The 15537-nt window shown below is 33.4% G+C and carries 14 protein-coding genes and 2 pseudogenes; 13 read left to right on the top strand and 3 right to left on the bottom strand.

The genetic code is table 11. The features are described from left to right. The first annotated feature begins 179 nt into the window (after positions 1 to 179). The 5 genes and pseudogenes from ABH957_RS12935 to ABH957_RS12915 all read left to right on the top strand — a co-directional run bounded on the left by ABH957_RS12935 (position 180) and on the right by ABH957_RS12915 (position 3807). The gene (locus ABH957_RS12935; RefSeq protein WP_002013369.1) at positions 180 to 1145 is read left to right on the top strand and encodes a nucleoside hydrolase; all 966 of its coding nucleotides are present in this window, start codon (positions 180 to 182) and stop codon (positions 1143 to 1145) included. A 124-nt stretch (positions 1146 to 1269) separates the two neighbouring features. Then, complete coding sequence (locus ABH957_RS12930) at positions 1270 to 1512, top strand: GlsB/YeaQ/YmgE family stress response membrane protein (RefSeq protein ID WP_002013368.1); 243 nt, start codon at positions 1270 to 1272, stop codon at positions 1510 to 1512. Between the two features lie 92 nt (positions 1513 to 1604). After that, complete coding sequence (locus tag ABH957_RS12925) at positions 1605 to 2000, top strand: hypothetical protein (protein WP_002084959.1); 396 nt, start codon at positions 1605 to 1607, stop codon at positions 1998 to 2000. A gap of 257 nt (positions 2001 to 2257) precedes the next feature. After that, positions 2258 to 3078 (top strand): annotated as a pseudogene (locus ABH957_RS12920) (aminopeptidase). A 24-nt stretch (positions 3079 to 3102) separates the two neighbouring features. Next, positions 3103 to 3807, top strand: coding sequence for a YjgB family protein (locus ABH957_RS12915; protein ID WP_404453509.1), 705 nt, complete (start codon positions 3103 to 3105; stop codon positions 3805 to 3807). A 15-nt stretch (positions 3808 to 3822) separates the two neighbouring features. Here the strand turns inward: ABH957_RS12915 and ABH957_RS12910 are convergent, their stop codons facing one another. Continuing rightward, a complete protein-coding gene (locus ABH957_RS12910; protein WP_404453512.1) occupies positions 3823 to 5028 on the bottom strand; it encodes an MDR family MFS transporter in 1206 nt (401 codons plus the stop codon). Positions 5029 to 5090: 62 nt separating this feature from the next. Here ABH957_RS12910 and ABH957_RS12905 point away from each other — a divergent pair, with 62 nt between their 5' ends. The 5 genes from ABH957_RS12905 (at position 5091) to ABH957_RS12885 (ending at position 10664) form a co-directional block, all read left to right on the top strand. Continuing rightward, positions 5091 to 6866 (top strand): SgrR family transcriptional regulator, encoded by a 1776-nt coding sequence (locus ABH957_RS12905; protein ID WP_404511378.1) that lies wholly within the window; start codon positions 5091 to 5093, stop codon positions 6864 to 6866. A gap of 158 nt (positions 6867 to 7024) precedes the next feature. Next, positions 7025 to 7648, top strand: coding sequence for a YhbD family protein (locus ABH957_RS12900; RefSeq protein ID WP_002189908.1), 624 nt, complete (start codon positions 7025 to 7027; stop codon positions 7646 to 7648). Between the two features lie 13 nt (positions 7649 to 7661). Next, positions 7662 to 8372: a bactofilin family protein gene (locus ABH957_RS12895; protein ID WP_002189907.1), complete on the top strand. Its 711-nt coding sequence runs from the start codon at positions 7662 to 7664 to the stop codon at positions 8370 to 8372. Between the two features lie 25 nt (positions 8373 to 8397). After that, positions 8398 to 9105, top strand: a complete 708-nt coding sequence (locus ABH957_RS12890; protein WP_404453515.1) for a polymer-forming cytoskeletal protein — start codon at positions 8398 to 8400, stop codon at positions 9103 to 9105. A gap of 23 nt (positions 9106 to 9128) precedes the next feature. Next, on the top strand, positions 9129 to 10664 hold the full coding sequence (locus ABH957_RS12885; RefSeq protein WP_002084972.1) for an MDR family MFS transporter: 1536 nt from the start codon (positions 9129 to 9131) through the stop codon (positions 10662 to 10664). A gap of 54 nt (positions 10665 to 10718) precedes the next feature. Here ABH957_RS12885 and ABH957_RS12880 read toward each other — a convergent pair whose 3' ends face one another. Then, positions 10719 to 11039 (bottom strand): hypothetical protein, encoded by a 321-nt coding sequence (locus tag ABH957_RS12880; protein WP_105584988.1) that lies wholly within the window; start codon positions 11037 to 11039, stop codon positions 10719 to 10721. A gap of 402 nt (positions 11040 to 11441) precedes the next feature. Between ABH957_RS12880 and ABH957_RS12875 the strand changes: the two genes are divergently transcribed. After that, positions 11442 to 12221 carry a BC_2878 family exosporium-associated protein gene (locus tag ABH957_RS12875; protein WP_404490898.1) on the top strand — a complete coding sequence of 260 codons (780 nt, stop codon included), beginning with the start codon at positions 11442 to 11444 and terminating at the stop codon, positions 12219 to 12221. Between the two features lie 367 nt (positions 12222 to 12588). On the opposite strand, the gene ABH957_RS12870 is transcribed toward ABH957_RS12875, so the two are convergent. Then, complete coding sequence (locus tag ABH957_RS12870; protein ID WP_002065857.1) at positions 12589 to 13812, bottom strand: ATP-grasp domain-containing protein; 1224 nt, start codon at positions 13810 to 13812, stop codon at positions 12589 to 12591. A 122-nt stretch (positions 13813 to 13934) separates the two neighbouring features. Here ABH957_RS12870 and ABH957_RS12865 point away from each other — a divergent pair, with 122 nt between their 5' ends. Continuing rightward, the gene (locus ABH957_RS12865; RefSeq protein WP_113937623.1) at positions 13935 to 15032 is read left to right on the top strand and encodes a YheC/YheD family endospore coat-associated protein; all 1098 of its coding nucleotides are present in this window, start codon (positions 13935 to 13937) and stop codon (positions 15030 to 15032) included. 152 nt (positions 15033 to 15184) lie between these two features. Next, a pseudogene (locus tag ABH957_RS12860) lies at positions 15185 to 15492 on the top strand (GNAT family N-acetyltransferase); the annotation flags it as partial. Between the last annotated feature and the right edge of the window lie 45 nt (positions 15493 to 15537).

Here is a 15537-nt window from a genome sequence, read left to right as displayed (position 1 = left end):
CTTATCGCTCGTATTTTTTCTTTTGAAGAAAGTTTAGCCATTAAAAAGTGCACCTCCGATTGTTAGACTGTGTCTAACAATCGGGGTGCACTTCATAAATAGGCGGCTTTTTTAATTATCTCTGTTTCACCGCCTTGTCTTTTTCGCATAATAATGATAGTAGATTACGCTGGAGAGGGGTGAGGAAAGTTAATAAAAAAATAATCTTTTTCGGAGATTTTGGTATTGATGATGCAGTGACGTTAATTTATGCGAATAAAACATGCAAATTAGATATTATCGGTATCGTTGCAGAGTATGGAAATGTATCAAGAGAAATTGTTACGGAAAATGTTTATTTTTTAGAAAGATACTATGCTACAAAAGTGAAGATTATTGAAGGTGCCAGTAGACCAATGACAGCTGAAGAACCTTTGTTTTTCCCTGAAATTCATGGGGATCACGGTTTAGGTCCAATTATTCCACCGAAAATGAGAATTTGTGACAGAGAAAATTTTTGTGAATTGATTAAATTAATTGAGCCTTGTCCAGAAGATATTATTATAGTCGCGACGGGACGATTAACAACACTTGCAACATTATTTTTATTGTACCCCAATTTAATGAATCGAGTATGTTCTTATTATATAATGGGCGGTGCTTTTCTATTTCCGGGAAACGTTACACCTGTATCAGAAGCTAATTTTTACGGCGATCCAATTGCCGCGAATATCGTTATGAAATATGCGCAGAATGCTACTATATATCCGTTAAATGTAACACAGCGTGCTCTTATTACCCCTGAAATGGTCGATATTATTGATAAAGAAGGAACCGGGCAGGCGAAACTTATTAAGCCAATGATCGATTTTTATTACGAGAACTTTTACAAAAAAGAATATCCAGGTATTGCTGGGAGTCCGATTCACGATTTACTTCCGTTCATTTCATTTATAAATGATGATATTTTTGAATATAAAAAATCAGCAGTTTGGATAAGTACGACGAATGATGTAACGAGAGGTCAAAGTGTTGCAGATTTTAGAAAAATAGCTGAGCCAACGACGTTTGATAATCGTCCTATACAAAAAATTGCCGTTGAATTTAATTATCAAGCGTTTAAAGACGAATTTATGAGAACAATATTGAAGCCAGATTGTCCTTAAAAGGGTGAGCAGATTTGAATGATTTTCATAAGACGAATAACTTACGAAAAATGTAACATAACTAATGGTAAGCAATTGTTTCTGATTATAATTTTTATTGGTCAATTATAAAGGAGGAAATGATATGATTTGGTCTTTAATCGTTGGTGGTATATTGGGATGGTTTGCAAGTTTAATTACTGGGAAGGATGTACCTGGCGGTGTAATCGGTAATATTATTGCAGGTATTGTCGGTTCTTGGCTTGGTACAGCGTTACTTGGTAAATTCGGACCTGTTATAGGCGGATATGCGATTGTTCCGGCTTTAATAGGCGCGATTGTTTTGATTTTCATCGTAAGCTTTATATTCCGTGCAATGCGGAAATGAATACAGGGGACTGTTTACATTTGTAAGCAGTCCCTTTGTATTATGTTGTCTAATCTGTTATGCTACTGTTATACAATTAGGAGGTGTCAGCATTGAAATCATTTACAGTAAATTTTCATCAAGAGGATAATGCAAAGGCAACAACAGTACATAAATTAAGTGAAGAGGACTTCGAGAAAGCAACAGAAAAAGGTACTCGTCATCTATTTGATTTAGATACAAACGTTGGTTTCTTCGTATTCTTTGATGCTGAAGATACAGAAGGAAACGAGCAATACTTAATGTTACAATATGAAGGAGATCATGAAGAACCAAGTGCTTGCTACGGATTTGATTTGAAATTGTTCTATCAATTTTTAGCACTATACTTAAATGATCTTGAATTCCAAGGTGAGACAAATGAAGAAGAGGAAGAAAATGGTCCAATTCATCATTTAGCGCACTTACTTTACCATATCGTTGAAGATGGTAAATCTATCGAAGTGTAAAAATACATATTTGAAGCTGTCCTTTAATAGGGCAGCTTTTTTAATTATATAAATAGGCAATTTTAATGGATTTCTGACGGCGAAAAATGGTTTGATTAAATTTCAGAAACCCCAAAAATATTAAACCAGCAGGGAATGATTATTCACTCCCTGCTGGTTTTTTGCATTTAAAGGAGCCTTTGTGACAGTGTATTTTAAGTTATAGAAAAAGGATATAACGAGTAAGGAGAGAAGGTGTAAATAAGGAGATGAATAAGATGATTAACAATACAATTCCAAGCTTTTTAAAGCTTTTGGAAAGCAATGATATAGGATTACATGACTTGAACAAATATTATGATATGCACCCAGAGGCATTCGAAGAGTATTTTAAGTTTCACTGTCCTAAGACAGAAGAACGTCTCTCTAGTGCGATTGAAAAGTATCCTGCAAAACTAGAAGACATTCGTATTATTTCAGAAATTGTACCATCAATTATTCAAGAAGTTAGTAAGGACTATCGCATTCAATTTGGTAGTAATATAGATGTAACTTTTCATATATTTGTAGGTGGATTTGGTTCTAATGCATTTGTGGAAAGGGAGATTATTGGGGATATATTTTTTGCGGCTGAGAAATTATCTCCTGTAAGGGAGCACCTCCGTGTTATCGTTGCTCATGAAATCGGACATATATATCATAATGTAGCATTACAAGAGAATGGAATGATGCCCCGGTAAGTTTATATCGTGAAGGGGTCGCGACCTATTTATCACAACTAATAGTTAAAGGTTTAAGTGAGTCCGTTTACTATTCATGTAGTAGTAATGGTGATTCATCGTTACAATATTATAAAGAAATTGAAGAGCACATTAAGAAACATTTTTTACAAGATTATGTTGAAGGGTGGACAGGTGAAAAAGAGAAAGAATGGTTCCGTCTATCCGGAGGGACTTATTTCGGATACAACCGACTCGGTTATTTTTTAGGAAAATCATATATAGAGTATATGGTCCGTACTTTCGGAGAAACGGAAGCACTTACTTTTTTGGGGGGAAATAATTTGAGGAGTAGTGTTATGGAATGGTTACAAAAGTGAATATATTGAAGAGGGAGGTTGAAAATGATGAAAGTATATATGAAAGTACTTATATTTTTCCTAACTTTAACGTGTGTAGCGGCTTTAACCGCATGTACTAACGCTGAGGAAAAGAAGCAAACTAATTCAACATCAGAAAATAGTACGGAAAAAAAGAGCGATACGTCAGAAAAGAGTAAAAAGAATGAAGAGACTGCTCCCAAAAAAGAGAAAGAACCTGTGGAAAAACAAAAAGGTCAAGAATCGGTAAAACCTTCAACGGAGTCTAATACGAAAAATACAGTGCTTAATCAAAAATCAATTAACCATGTAAAAGATTTATTTGAGCAAGCGAAAGTAGGTAAAGTACCTAATGTTCCATATGCGGCGCATACAGGAGATATTGAAGAAATAGAGAAGGTGTGGGGGAAAGCTGATAAGACGGAGCAAGCAGGAAACGGGATGTATGCGACGTTTACAAATAAAAATGTCGCATTTGGCTTTAATAAAGGATCACAAGTCTTTGACGTGCGATCTTACCATTCAGAACTTAAAGTGATTATGTTACAAGAGATCGAAAAGGCTTTAGGAAAACCAGCGTCTGTTAAAGAAAATGGTAATGATAAAATTTATGTTTATAAAGTAAATGACCAGTTTGAATTGAAATTCGTAATTCCAAAATCGACTGGTAAAGTACATCATATTTCTGTGTTCTCACCGGAGGATAGTATTAATAAAATGGCAGGTTAAATAAAAGAGCTGTTCCTATAGGGACAGCTCTTTTGTTTTGTTTCTTTCTAACGATTGAACAAAAAAAGCTTGAATAATACCGCCAATTATTAATAAGAAGGCACAAATATAAAATAGCGTACTACCGCTTAATTTACTTAATAACAATGCTCCTACAAAAGGCCCACAAGTTCTTGAAATATCCCAATGTATACCGTATATAGAAAAGTACAATCCGCGACTATGACTTGGAGCTATTTGTGAAACGAATCGTAGTAAGTGATTCAAAGCGATACTTTCCCCAATTACTAAAAAGAGCAATGTGAAGAATAATGACCATATTGTTGTGGAATAGCCGTAGCCAATCGCAGCTAACGTATAGCAAGTATAGGAAATAACAATGATTTTTGGCATAGAAAATCGTTCTGACCATTTCACAAGGAAAATTTGGAGCATAACTTCCATGACTGCTTTACAAGTTGAGATAAACACGAGTACAAATAGAAAATTTGGAAATACACTTTCGGCGAATATACGATAATTCGATTCGGTTTGAGCGTAGAAAAAACTAATCGGTAGCGTAGAAACCATAAGTCCAAACACAGCGTAATGCTTTGAAATAAATTGTTTTGTCGAATATACTTCTTTAGTTTTATTAACGTTTTTCATGAGTGGAGCTGTTTCAGGAAGCTGCGTCCAAACGAGAATAGCATATAGCGTAAGGGCTACACCTTGCAAAATAAATAAATACTCAGGGTGACTAGTATAGAAAAAGGCGCCAATTAATGGGCCAATTACAGAGCCGATTGCTCCCATCGTTTGAAGAACAGCAAATATTTCTGCCTGTTGTTCTTCCTGCGTTAAGTCAGCGATTTGTGCTCGCTGTGCCGGAATATATAAAGAGCGTCCAATACCATTTACTACATACAATAAGGCGAAAAAGGCGACCGATTCAGCAAAAACGAATCCGCTTACGGCAAAAGCTTGTAAAAGTAATCCGAGTAACATTATTTTCTTTCGGCCGTATTTATCTGTTACACCTCCAGCGATTAATGTAAACACAATATCAGCGAGAGGCTGTAATCCGAAAAGAAGCATTGTAACTATAACATTACCATTTAACGCTTTATTAACGTGAACAATAAAAATGATAGCTAACATCGCTTCAGTCGTTCGGACTAACAATTCACCGAACAATCGAATGAGAATAGGCTTATTATAACGTTTTAAAAGATACTTCATTTTTATTTCCTCCTTTCTATATTGAAATGATAAGATGGAAGCCGGAAATGAAAAAGGGTAGAATGAAAGAGGAAGATTTTTCATCTTTTAGGGGGCGTTTTATGATTATTTTGGAGCAATATATGCACCTGTGGCTCCAGTATGGAAATGGGAGAGCAGAGGGAGAACAATTAGAAATAACAATACAAAATATATCTGAAACTTTATTTTGTACAGAGCGAAATAGTAAATTAATCATAAAAAAATTAGAAGAATTTAATTGGATTATGTGGTTTCCAGGCCGAGGAAGAGGAAATCGTTCAAAGTTGTTATTTCAAAAACATCCACTTTCTTTAATTTTAGAAAGAGGAAAAGAAATAACGAAACAAGGGGATGTAAAAAACGGGAGTGCATTTATTGAAAGGTATAGCTCATATTTTCCATCACTTCAAACTCAATTTCAAACTTGGATAGATTCGATATTCGGGTATCAAGTCGAAAGGACATCTAAAGGGAGAAGAGATGTACTACGTTTGCAAGTCCAAATGAATCTAGACATTGCATTAGACCCTGTATACGCTACGATGCGTTCGGAATGTCATATGGTAAAACATATATACGACACGTTAGTGTATATAGACGGAAATACAAACAGTGTAGAGCCAAGACTTGCGTTTTATTGGGAATATGATGACCAGAAATATATGTGGACCTTCTACTTACGAAAAGGTGTTCAATTTCATAATAGAAAAGAACTAACCGCTTATGATGTTGAACAGACATTTAAACGATTTATGAAAGAGAAAAATAACCCGCATGCTTGGATGTTACAGCACATTGAAAGTTTACATATTCTTGATGACTACATTGTGCAGATTCGTTTATCTACAGATAATAAGTTGTTTTTACATGCTTTAAGTACAGAACAGTGTTCTATTGTAAATGAAGATGGAGATGGAAGGTTAATCGGTACTGGACCGTTTCGATTATGTGAAAAGAATGAGGATGTATTCGTATTAGAAGCAAATGATTTATATTTTCGCGAGCGACCATTTCTCGATCGAATTGAATTATGGAATGTAGAGCACAGCGTAAATACGTGCGATATTTTAGCGAAAGCACACTATAACAATATAGAAAAGCATTATAAAGAACTAACTAGACTTGAGTCGAATGTAACATACATTACATTAAATACCACAAAAGAAGGACCTATGCAAAACACGATGTTTCGGAAAGCTCTACATAAAATCATTCATAGCAATGCGCTTATCGAGGAATTGCAAGGAGCGCGCGGAGAAATAGCAGAAGCATTGGTTCTAACAAAGGGTGGCACTATACATATAAATGAGGACATATATACGCTTATTAAAGAGAGCTCTTACCGTAATGAAACACTGCGACTATATACATTTACAGAACAAGATCATGTTGAAGACTCAGATTGGATACAAAAAGAGTGTGCGAAGTATGGCGTCACTATTGAAGTCGTTTTTCTTGAAACAAAAGAGTTATTGCAAGCAAGTACGATACAAAAGGCTGATATAATACATGATAGTGCGACAATTAGTGAGCGTATTGAAGAAAGTTTACTATATATGTTTCTTACAAAAAACAGCTTTATTCATCAACATAGCAATATAAAATTTAACGAAGTATTGCAGTCTTATTTTATAGAGAATCAATTAGAGAAACGGATGACACTGTTACACGATATTGAAGACACATTGTTACGTCAAATTCATATTATTCCTTTATACCGTAACAAACAGCAAGTAAGTTCACACGAAAAAGTGCAAAATATAATGATTAATCCACAAGGTTGGATTGATTTTTATCAAATATGGTTTAAGGCTTGATATATAAAGGTTCTTATGCATTTTAGTAAGATGTGTAAGAACCTTTTTTGTATGGAAATGAAGTTTGTTTTCCACATTGTTACGCTACATGTTATAAAAGTCCATTTACAGCGTAACAGTGTTATGTTACATTGTTATTAGGAAGGAGTGATATACAGTTGATTACAGATTTAATTTCAAAAAAAGATTTATTAGAGTTAACTGGTATTTCATACGGACAGTTATATAGGTGGAAGAGAAAAAATTTAATACCGGAAGATTGGTTTGTACGGAAGTCAACGTTCACAGGTCAGGAAACATTTTTTCCGAAAGAAAAGATATTAGAGCGTATTGATAAAATTCAAACGATGAAAGAGGATCTATCGCTTGATGAATTGGCAAATATGTTTTCACCAAGCGTAACAGAGATTCTTTTAGCAAAGGAAGATCTCATTCGTAAAGAAATTACATCAGAACCTGTTTTACAATTTTTCATGGAGCAAACGAACAAAACGGCAGATTTTCAATTTGCAGATATTCTTTATGTATACGTGTTAGAAGAACTTCTTCAATCAGGAGACGTTAGCTTAGAAGAAGGGAAAATGGTTTTACAAGTTTTACGTGAAAATTATGAAGCGATTAAACATAAAAATTGTGACTTAGTTATTATTCGGAAGTTAGGGATTTCTACATGCTTCTTAGTATCAAGCGTTGAGGATTTAATTTTTGAAAAGGGAACAAAGATTGTTTTACGTGTAGCAATTATGAAATATACCGAAGCATTAAAAACTAAACTGTTGTAGTGGAGGAGAAATAATGCGTACAGAAAATTTAATTATAAACGGATATGGTTCATCAAACGGTGGAGAGTTTCATAAAGTGCAACTAAATGGAAAAGGAACTGTTAATGGAAACGTTGAGTGCGACCAATTTGAATGTAATGGTTACGGAATTGTTACTGGTGATTTGAAAAGTAGCGATGCGAGAATTAGCGGATCAGGTAAAGTTGAGGGTACAGTTAGTGCAGAAATGATGCGAATCGATGGGAAAGGGACAATTACACAAGATGTAAAGGCGACCACTTTAAAAATTGCAGGAAAAGGGACGATAGGTGGTAATGTAACTGGTGAAGAATTTAAAATCAATGGTCAAGCGACGATTGATGGTAATTGTGAAGTTGATATTTTTTCTTCAGAAGGGCAATTTACAGTTGGTGGATTATTAAGCGCAGATGAAATTAATATAAATATTCATGGTACATGTAGAGCGAAAGAAATTGGTGGCCAAACCATTAAAGTAAAACATAGATTGAGTGCTTTTAGTAGACTATTTAAAACAGTATTTGGCTTACAGTTAGAAGCTGAACTGCTAGAAGGTGACAATATCGATATTGATTATGCTCACATTAAAACAGTAAGGGGAAACAATGTTACTGTAGGGCCGAACTGTGAGATTGAACTAATTGAATATACTGGGGTTCTTACTGTTGATAAAAGCGCAAATGTAAAAGAAATTAAGCAAGTTTAAGTTTAAAAGGGAGAGAGGAATCGGTATGGAAAATCAACATAGTCTTACTGTAAATGGATCAGGTAGCTCAGCAGGTGGAGATTATAACAAAGTAAAGATACGCGGCGAAGGAACAATCTCTAATCATATGAGTTGTAATGATTTTAAAACGTATGGTACGAGTGAAGTACGTGGCAATATGAAAGCGAAAAATTATGTCGTGTATGGAGATAGTGAAGTACAGGGGAATATGGAGGCGGAATATGTAAAAGTATATGGCAATGCCCAAGTACAAGGCGACGGACAAATTAATAAAACAAAAGTTAGAGGTATGATAGAATTTAAAGGGAAGCTATCCGGTGATTTCGTAGATGTGAAAGGCGCTTTAAATGTAAAGGGAGATATAGAAGTAGAGGAATTATTACTAACTGGTGGTCTTGAAAGTGATGGTTTGCTTAATGCTGAAAATATTGAAATCTCACTTCGTTATGAAGGAAGTAAAGTGAGAGAAATCGGTGGGGAAAAGATTACAGTACGTAAAAAAGCGAGATTTATTCCTTTTACAAGTCATGCAGGAAGCCTTCAAACATCAATTATTGAAGGGGATGATATTTATTTAGAACATACAATAGCAGACGTAGTAAGAGGAAATCATGTTATAATTGGCCCTGGCTGTGAAATTAGTGTAGTAGAATATCACACTAGTTTTAATCAGAAAGGTAATGCAGTCGTAAAAGAACATAAACAAATATAAGTAGTATGAGGGAGAGCAAGGTTATGGTTGAGAAGAATAATAAGCTCGGTTTTGTTGTGGCGGGCTTATTGCTAGGGATTTTAATGGCATCAATGGATAATACCATTGTCGTAACAGCGATGGGAACAATCGTTGGTGATTTAGGAGGCCTTGAAAACTTTGTATGGGTCGTTTCTGCCTATATGGTCGCAGAAATGGCAGGTATGCCGATTTTCGGTAAACTATCAGATATGTATGGTAGAAAGAGATTCTTTATTTTCGGTTTAATCGTCTTTATGATTGGTTCGGCACTTTGTGGAACTGCTGAAAATATTACACAGTTAGGTATTTATCGTGCCATTCAAGGTATTGGCGGCGGGGCACTAGTGCCAATCGCATTTACTATCGTTTTTGATATTTTCCCTCCAGAAAAGCGCGGGAAAATGGGTGGTTTATTCGGAGCAGTATTTGGTTTATCAAGTATTTTCGGGCCATTACTTGGCGCATATATTACGGATTATATTAGCTGGCACTGGGTGTTTTATATTAACTTACCACTTGGAATTTTAGCACTTATTTTTATTACATTATTTTATAAAGAGTCACGAGTTCATAGAGAACAAAAGATTGATTGGTTTGGCGCAATTACTTTAGTTGGTGCAGTAGTTTGTTTAATGTTCGCCTTAGAATTAGGCGGACAAAAGTATGATTGGGATTCTAGCTTTATTTTAAGTTTATTTGCTGGGTTCGCTATTTTAGTAATTGCTTTTATTGTTATTGAACGAAAAGTAGAAGAACCAATCATTTCATTTGAGATGTTTAAACAACGTCTATTCGGAATGAGTACAATTATTGCCTTATGTTACGGGGCGGCATTTATGTCAGCAACTGTGTACATTCCGTTATTTATTCAAGGTGTATACGGTGGTACGGCAACAAACGCAGGATTATTGTTATTACCAATGATGTTAGGATCAGTAGTTACAGCGCAGTTAGGTGGATTTTTAACATCGAAACTTAGCTACCGAAACATTATGATTATTTCTGCTGTAATTATGCTAATCGGATTATTCTTATTAAGTACATTAACGCCAGAAACAAGTCGTATATTATTAACAATTTATATGGTTATTATCGGTTTTGGAGTTGGTTTCTCATTCTCTGTACTAAGTATGGCTGCTATTCATAACTTCGGTATGGAGCAACGCGGTTCTGCGACTTCAACGAGTAACTTCATTCGTTCATTAGGTATGACACTTGGTATTACAATCTTCGGGATGATTCAAAGAACTGGTTTCCAGGATCAATTAGAAGAATCGTTTAAAGGTATGAGCGGAGGAATGAATACAAACGCTTTAGGAGATTCAAGAGCTATTCTATCAGAATCGGCAAGATCTCAAATTCCGCCGCAAATACTAGATAAAATTATTGAAGCTCTCTCTAGTTCAATCGTTCAGACATTTATGTGGGCGTTAGTCCCCGCAAGTTTAGCGTTCGTATTCGTTTTCTTTATGGGAAATGAGCGCATGGTATATAAAAAAGAACAAAACAAGGTGAAAAGTGAAACATCAAAAGCATAAAGAAAAAGCTCCTTTCAATTTTGAAAGGAGCTTTTTCTTATGTACGGAGTCGAATTAGCCTTCGATAATTTCGTATTCTTCGTCTGCTAATAATAAAATGTGTGTTTTCTTACCTTTGTTTTGAACTTCGATTACATCATATGTACCTAAGTCTCTTAGCTTGCTTTGAGAAGCGTTAACCATAACTTCCATAGAATCAATTAAGATATCTTCTTCAATGTATGATTCAGGTAATGCCATATCTTCAGTATCTAATACACATGTATATAGATTTTGTAAGTTCTCAGCAGTTGGATTTTGTTCCTCAACATCAATAATGTTTTTTACTGCTTCCATATTTTCTTCTTTTACTTGATATACTTTAATTTTAGTCATTGTTTTAATCTCCTTTATAACGTAATCTTAGAGGCTGCAATTCATCCCGCAATAACGAGCAGTAGACTCCCACCTCAAGATGAAGAAGTAAATGATGAGGACGGCGGGAGATGACTGCCCGATTGGTGAGGGCTAACCATTAGTAGGAGATAAAGTTCCCTGCTAATAGAAGTTTCACTTTATTATAACGCTTTTTTGTTGAAAGATGAAATTGTTATATGCATTTATAGTGAAAAATATATTTTATTACTTATTTGAGGAACGATTAGTTTCTTAATTTGACAGGCATATGTCTGTATACTTATCTAGACTAATATTAGAGTTATATTGTCCAAGCTTTTCTTACATGCCTTTCATATTATATTTATTAGGTAAAACATATAGGAAAGGAATGGAGAATCAGTGGATTGTGAGCCGAAACGTGATTGTCAATGTTGTCAAAATAGTATATGTGAATTTTTGAAAAGTTTAAATCCTTATTCTAGGGTTGAGAGTATCGTAATAGACGGAAACGAAATAGTTGTATCCTATTTTATTTCATTTAATGAGATAAAAGGTATAGTGTCGTTTGCACAAGAAGACAGTGAGGTAATATTTGTAGATTGTTCAAGAATTGATGCGATTCGAATAGGGAAAGTTTGTAGTTGTAAAACGAAAGTTAAATTTATTGAAGAGGAATTCAGTTTACTTGGAAATGTTTGTCCACATTGTTTAACTGAGGGAAGTACACTATTCTTCGATTTTAATAACCCTGAATTAAGTTTATCTTTACAGGCAAAAATGATTGATCCACCTAGATGTGTTGAATTTGTAGATGAGCTTGGGAATGTAGTAAAGCAAATTACTATAGTAGGTGAAGCGATTGTTTCTAAGGATTTTGTTCCAGTACCTGAACTGTTAGATTTTCGATTAATTTTATCGGATACAGCTGGGAATCCTTTGAAATTTGGATTGCTATTTATTAATTTCCCTGATGTTACTTATATTATTATTTTAGCATCAAGCGGATATCTTTCCATTTCGAACTGTTTAAAAATAGAGAGTGGAACTAGTAATGCCGAAATAGAAGAGATGAAAAAGATGATAATGAATGACAATAATACGTACAAGTCAATTATTAAGTTGACTAAAATATATAAAAATGGTGCGACGGAATCTTTTATTTCTAAGAAGGAGTTATAACGTATCTATTGATTAACCCTCTTAGTTAAAATTTTATGTTTCGAAAAAATTTATAAAATAATAAAAAACATTACTTTGTTATTATTCACGGAGAACATTTTTAATTAGATAAAAGCTCATTTGTAAGTATTCGAAAAACTATATAAAAGTAAATGCTTAATAGTAGCTTCAGAACAGAAGAAGTCATTTTGGAGTCGCTTGTTGGGTAAATAAATTAAAATTTCATAATAAAAAAGTTCACTCCTTCTATAAATGTAGATAAGGAGTGAACTTTTTTATTACGCATTATGATAATTAGAATTGTAAGAAACTTGATTTTAGTATATTTTTATGAGTTGGTGTATATATCTTGTTTTTTATGTTGCATTTATTCTTTTTGGATTTCAAATGAAATTTCTTTGGCTGCTTTTAAAGCTATTTTTTTAGCTTCTGTTTTAAAATAGGATGCTGCTAAAACGTAGCCACATCGATGTCCCATTGATGTAGGTGGTTTTAAGACAGTTCCTTTTTTAGGTTTTATATAAACTTTCTCTACGCCAGGATATTTAGAACTACGGTTCTTTCCTGTAACTCGAATTAGTTTCCCTTTAAATTTAACTGTTAGGTAATGAGTGTATACATATTTATGATGTTTTTTATTTAGTGAAGGTTTATTTCCTAACATTAACTGAATAGTCTCTTGCACTAAGTTGATTCCATGTCCAATTTCAATTATATCATTCATTGCTCCACCTGATATTCTGGGGTTTATCTCAATTAATTTCCAATCATTATTTATTCTCCGGAGTTCTAGATGACAAGCTCCATTTTTCATATTAAAAGCCTGAATAACAGAATTAACTGCATTGAAAAGACTAGTATATAGACTTTTGTCTACCTGTCCTAGTAAAGAATAACCAGTAACAATAAAACGTTCAAAGAGTGTAATTTCTTGTTCAATTACTGCTATAATATGGACTTTTCCATTTTGAACTAAAATTTCGACTAAGTACTGAGGTCCATCTACATATTCTTCAAGTAGAATTTCTTCATTAGGTAGTTTTTCTAAAAGGCTTTGTATAGATAAAATTAATTGATTTTTATTTTTTACTAATAATACATCTTTTGATCCTGATGATTTAGGGGATTTCACAATAAGAGGGAAATTTATCTTTTTATTTTTTTTTAGAAAAGATGATAATGGTTCTGTTGGTTTGTAAATTAAATAGTTGAGTGAGATTGGTAAATCTTTAAGGACATTACGAGTTAATATTTTATTTTCCATACGATAGATAGCTTCAGTGGATACAATATTTGAGCAGAATTTTTCTGATAAACGTGCAGCCAGATAAACAAAGGGGTCAATAAAACTAAAGATTCCTTTTATGTTCTTTCCTGATTTATTTAATTTTTCAATTGTAGTAATTATATTATCATAATCATTTATATCAGTGAAAATCATCTGATGTACATCAGGGAATGTACTGCGTTCTTCAATAAATTTTGTTTTTTTCGTTAATAAAACAGTAAAGAAATTAAGTTTTTCAGCTGCTTTGATCGCTTCCCTACTGGATCCAGATTTATTTGTTTCAATAAAAACAATAGTATCCATCTTATGCCACCCTACCTTAATTATTTTATAAACCCTTAGATTTATTATTTCTATAGGTAGAATATTAAAATGAGGTTAAGCTTGTTCTAGACTTTTCAAAAAATGGTTGAATGAAGGAGAACATGAATATATATATAATGAAGTTGATATTTGTTTTGAAAAAGATCTTTAAAAAGAGGGGAAGAGGAACCGATATGACTATAATTGGTATGCTTCATCATCGGAAAGATCCGAATGTCGTAAAGAAAGCATATACTTATGCTGCTGTAGCCAAAGCTGAAGGTATAAACTTTTTTTATTTTACTTTAGGGAAAGTAAATATAGAGACTGAGAAGATTTTAGGTAAAACTTATGAAAATGGTGAATGGGTTGAACAAGAATTTTCTTTTCCTGATGTTATTTATAATGCAAGTGTTCATGTTAGTGATAAAAATCAGCAAATTTTTGATTATCTATATGATAAAGTTCCATTCACAAGTCATTCAATCGGAGATAAATTAAGTGTATATAACAGAATAAAAAAAGCAGAAAAATTTAAGCAATATCTTATTCCTTTTTATGAATTAAATGATGTTAATAAGTTTTTTGACATGATTGATCGTTATGGAAAAGTTATTATTAAACCAATTTCTGGACATCAAGGTAAGGGTATCGTTTTCATTGAAAAACATGGGATGAATTACAGTATGAATGAGTCAGAACAAATTTCATTAATAAATAAAAAACAATTGCTAAGTTTTTTATCTGATAAGATTCAAGAGAAAGGTTACATAGTTCAACAGTTTATTTCATGTCAAATGAAATCTGGTCATGTTTATGATTTTCGATTGCATGTTCAAAGAAATGGAGAAGGAAAGTGGGTTATTACTTCAATATTCCCGAGAATAGGTCCATTAGGAAGTGTTGTATCAAATATGGCTAGCGGTGGTTATAGTACTTATTTAGATATTTTTTTAAAAACGGAGTTTGATAACGATTGGTATAATATTCAAAGGTATTTAGAACGATTTGCGGTAAGTTTTTCTAACCATTTTAATTCTTTATATAAGGATGTATTATTTGATGAGTTAGGAATTGATGTTGGGATTGATGAAAACCAAAAATTGTGGTTGTTTGAGGTGAATTGGAGACCAGGTGTACCTAATATATTTAATCTTGAATTAGATGTAGCTAGAAATTTAGTTCACTATGCTAGATACTTAGCTGATAAACATAAATAAGAAAAGGGAAATAGAAAATTGTGAATTTAAAGTAAGCGTAAAGTAACTCCAAAATATACATTAAAAGTTGATTTTGGAGTTATTTTTTGTTTACTTCACTTTTTTCGGCACTCTGCATCTAGATGGAAAATCCGTTGACCACGGCAAGACTTTATCAATTGATAGATGATTATATAAATCGAGGTATTGGTTATAGTATTTTCTATAAAGGAGACGTTGTATGCGGTGCATCATCATATAGTATTTATGATGATGGGATTGAAATTGAAGTTGCTACTGATCCGAATCATAGAAGAAAAGGATTGGTGACTGCAGTAAGTACGGCTTTAATATTGGATTGTTTAGAAAAGACGAAATATCCAAACTGGGATGCAGCGAATAGCACTTCTGCTAAACTAGTGGAAAAGCTTGGATATGTTTTTGATAAGGCGTATGATACTTTTTTGTAAATAATAGGTAAATGAACGAGTTTGTACGAATTGAATTTTACAACATAAAAAGGCTA

Source organism: Bacillus sp. RC242, assembly GCF_044908245.1.
GTDB classification, from domain to species: Bacteria; Bacillota; Bacilli; order Bacillales; family Bacillaceae_G; genus Bacillus_A; species Bacillus_A mycoides.
The sequence above is the reverse complement of the archived record's forward strand: the minus strand, read 5'-3'. Positions and strand labels throughout refer to the sequence as shown.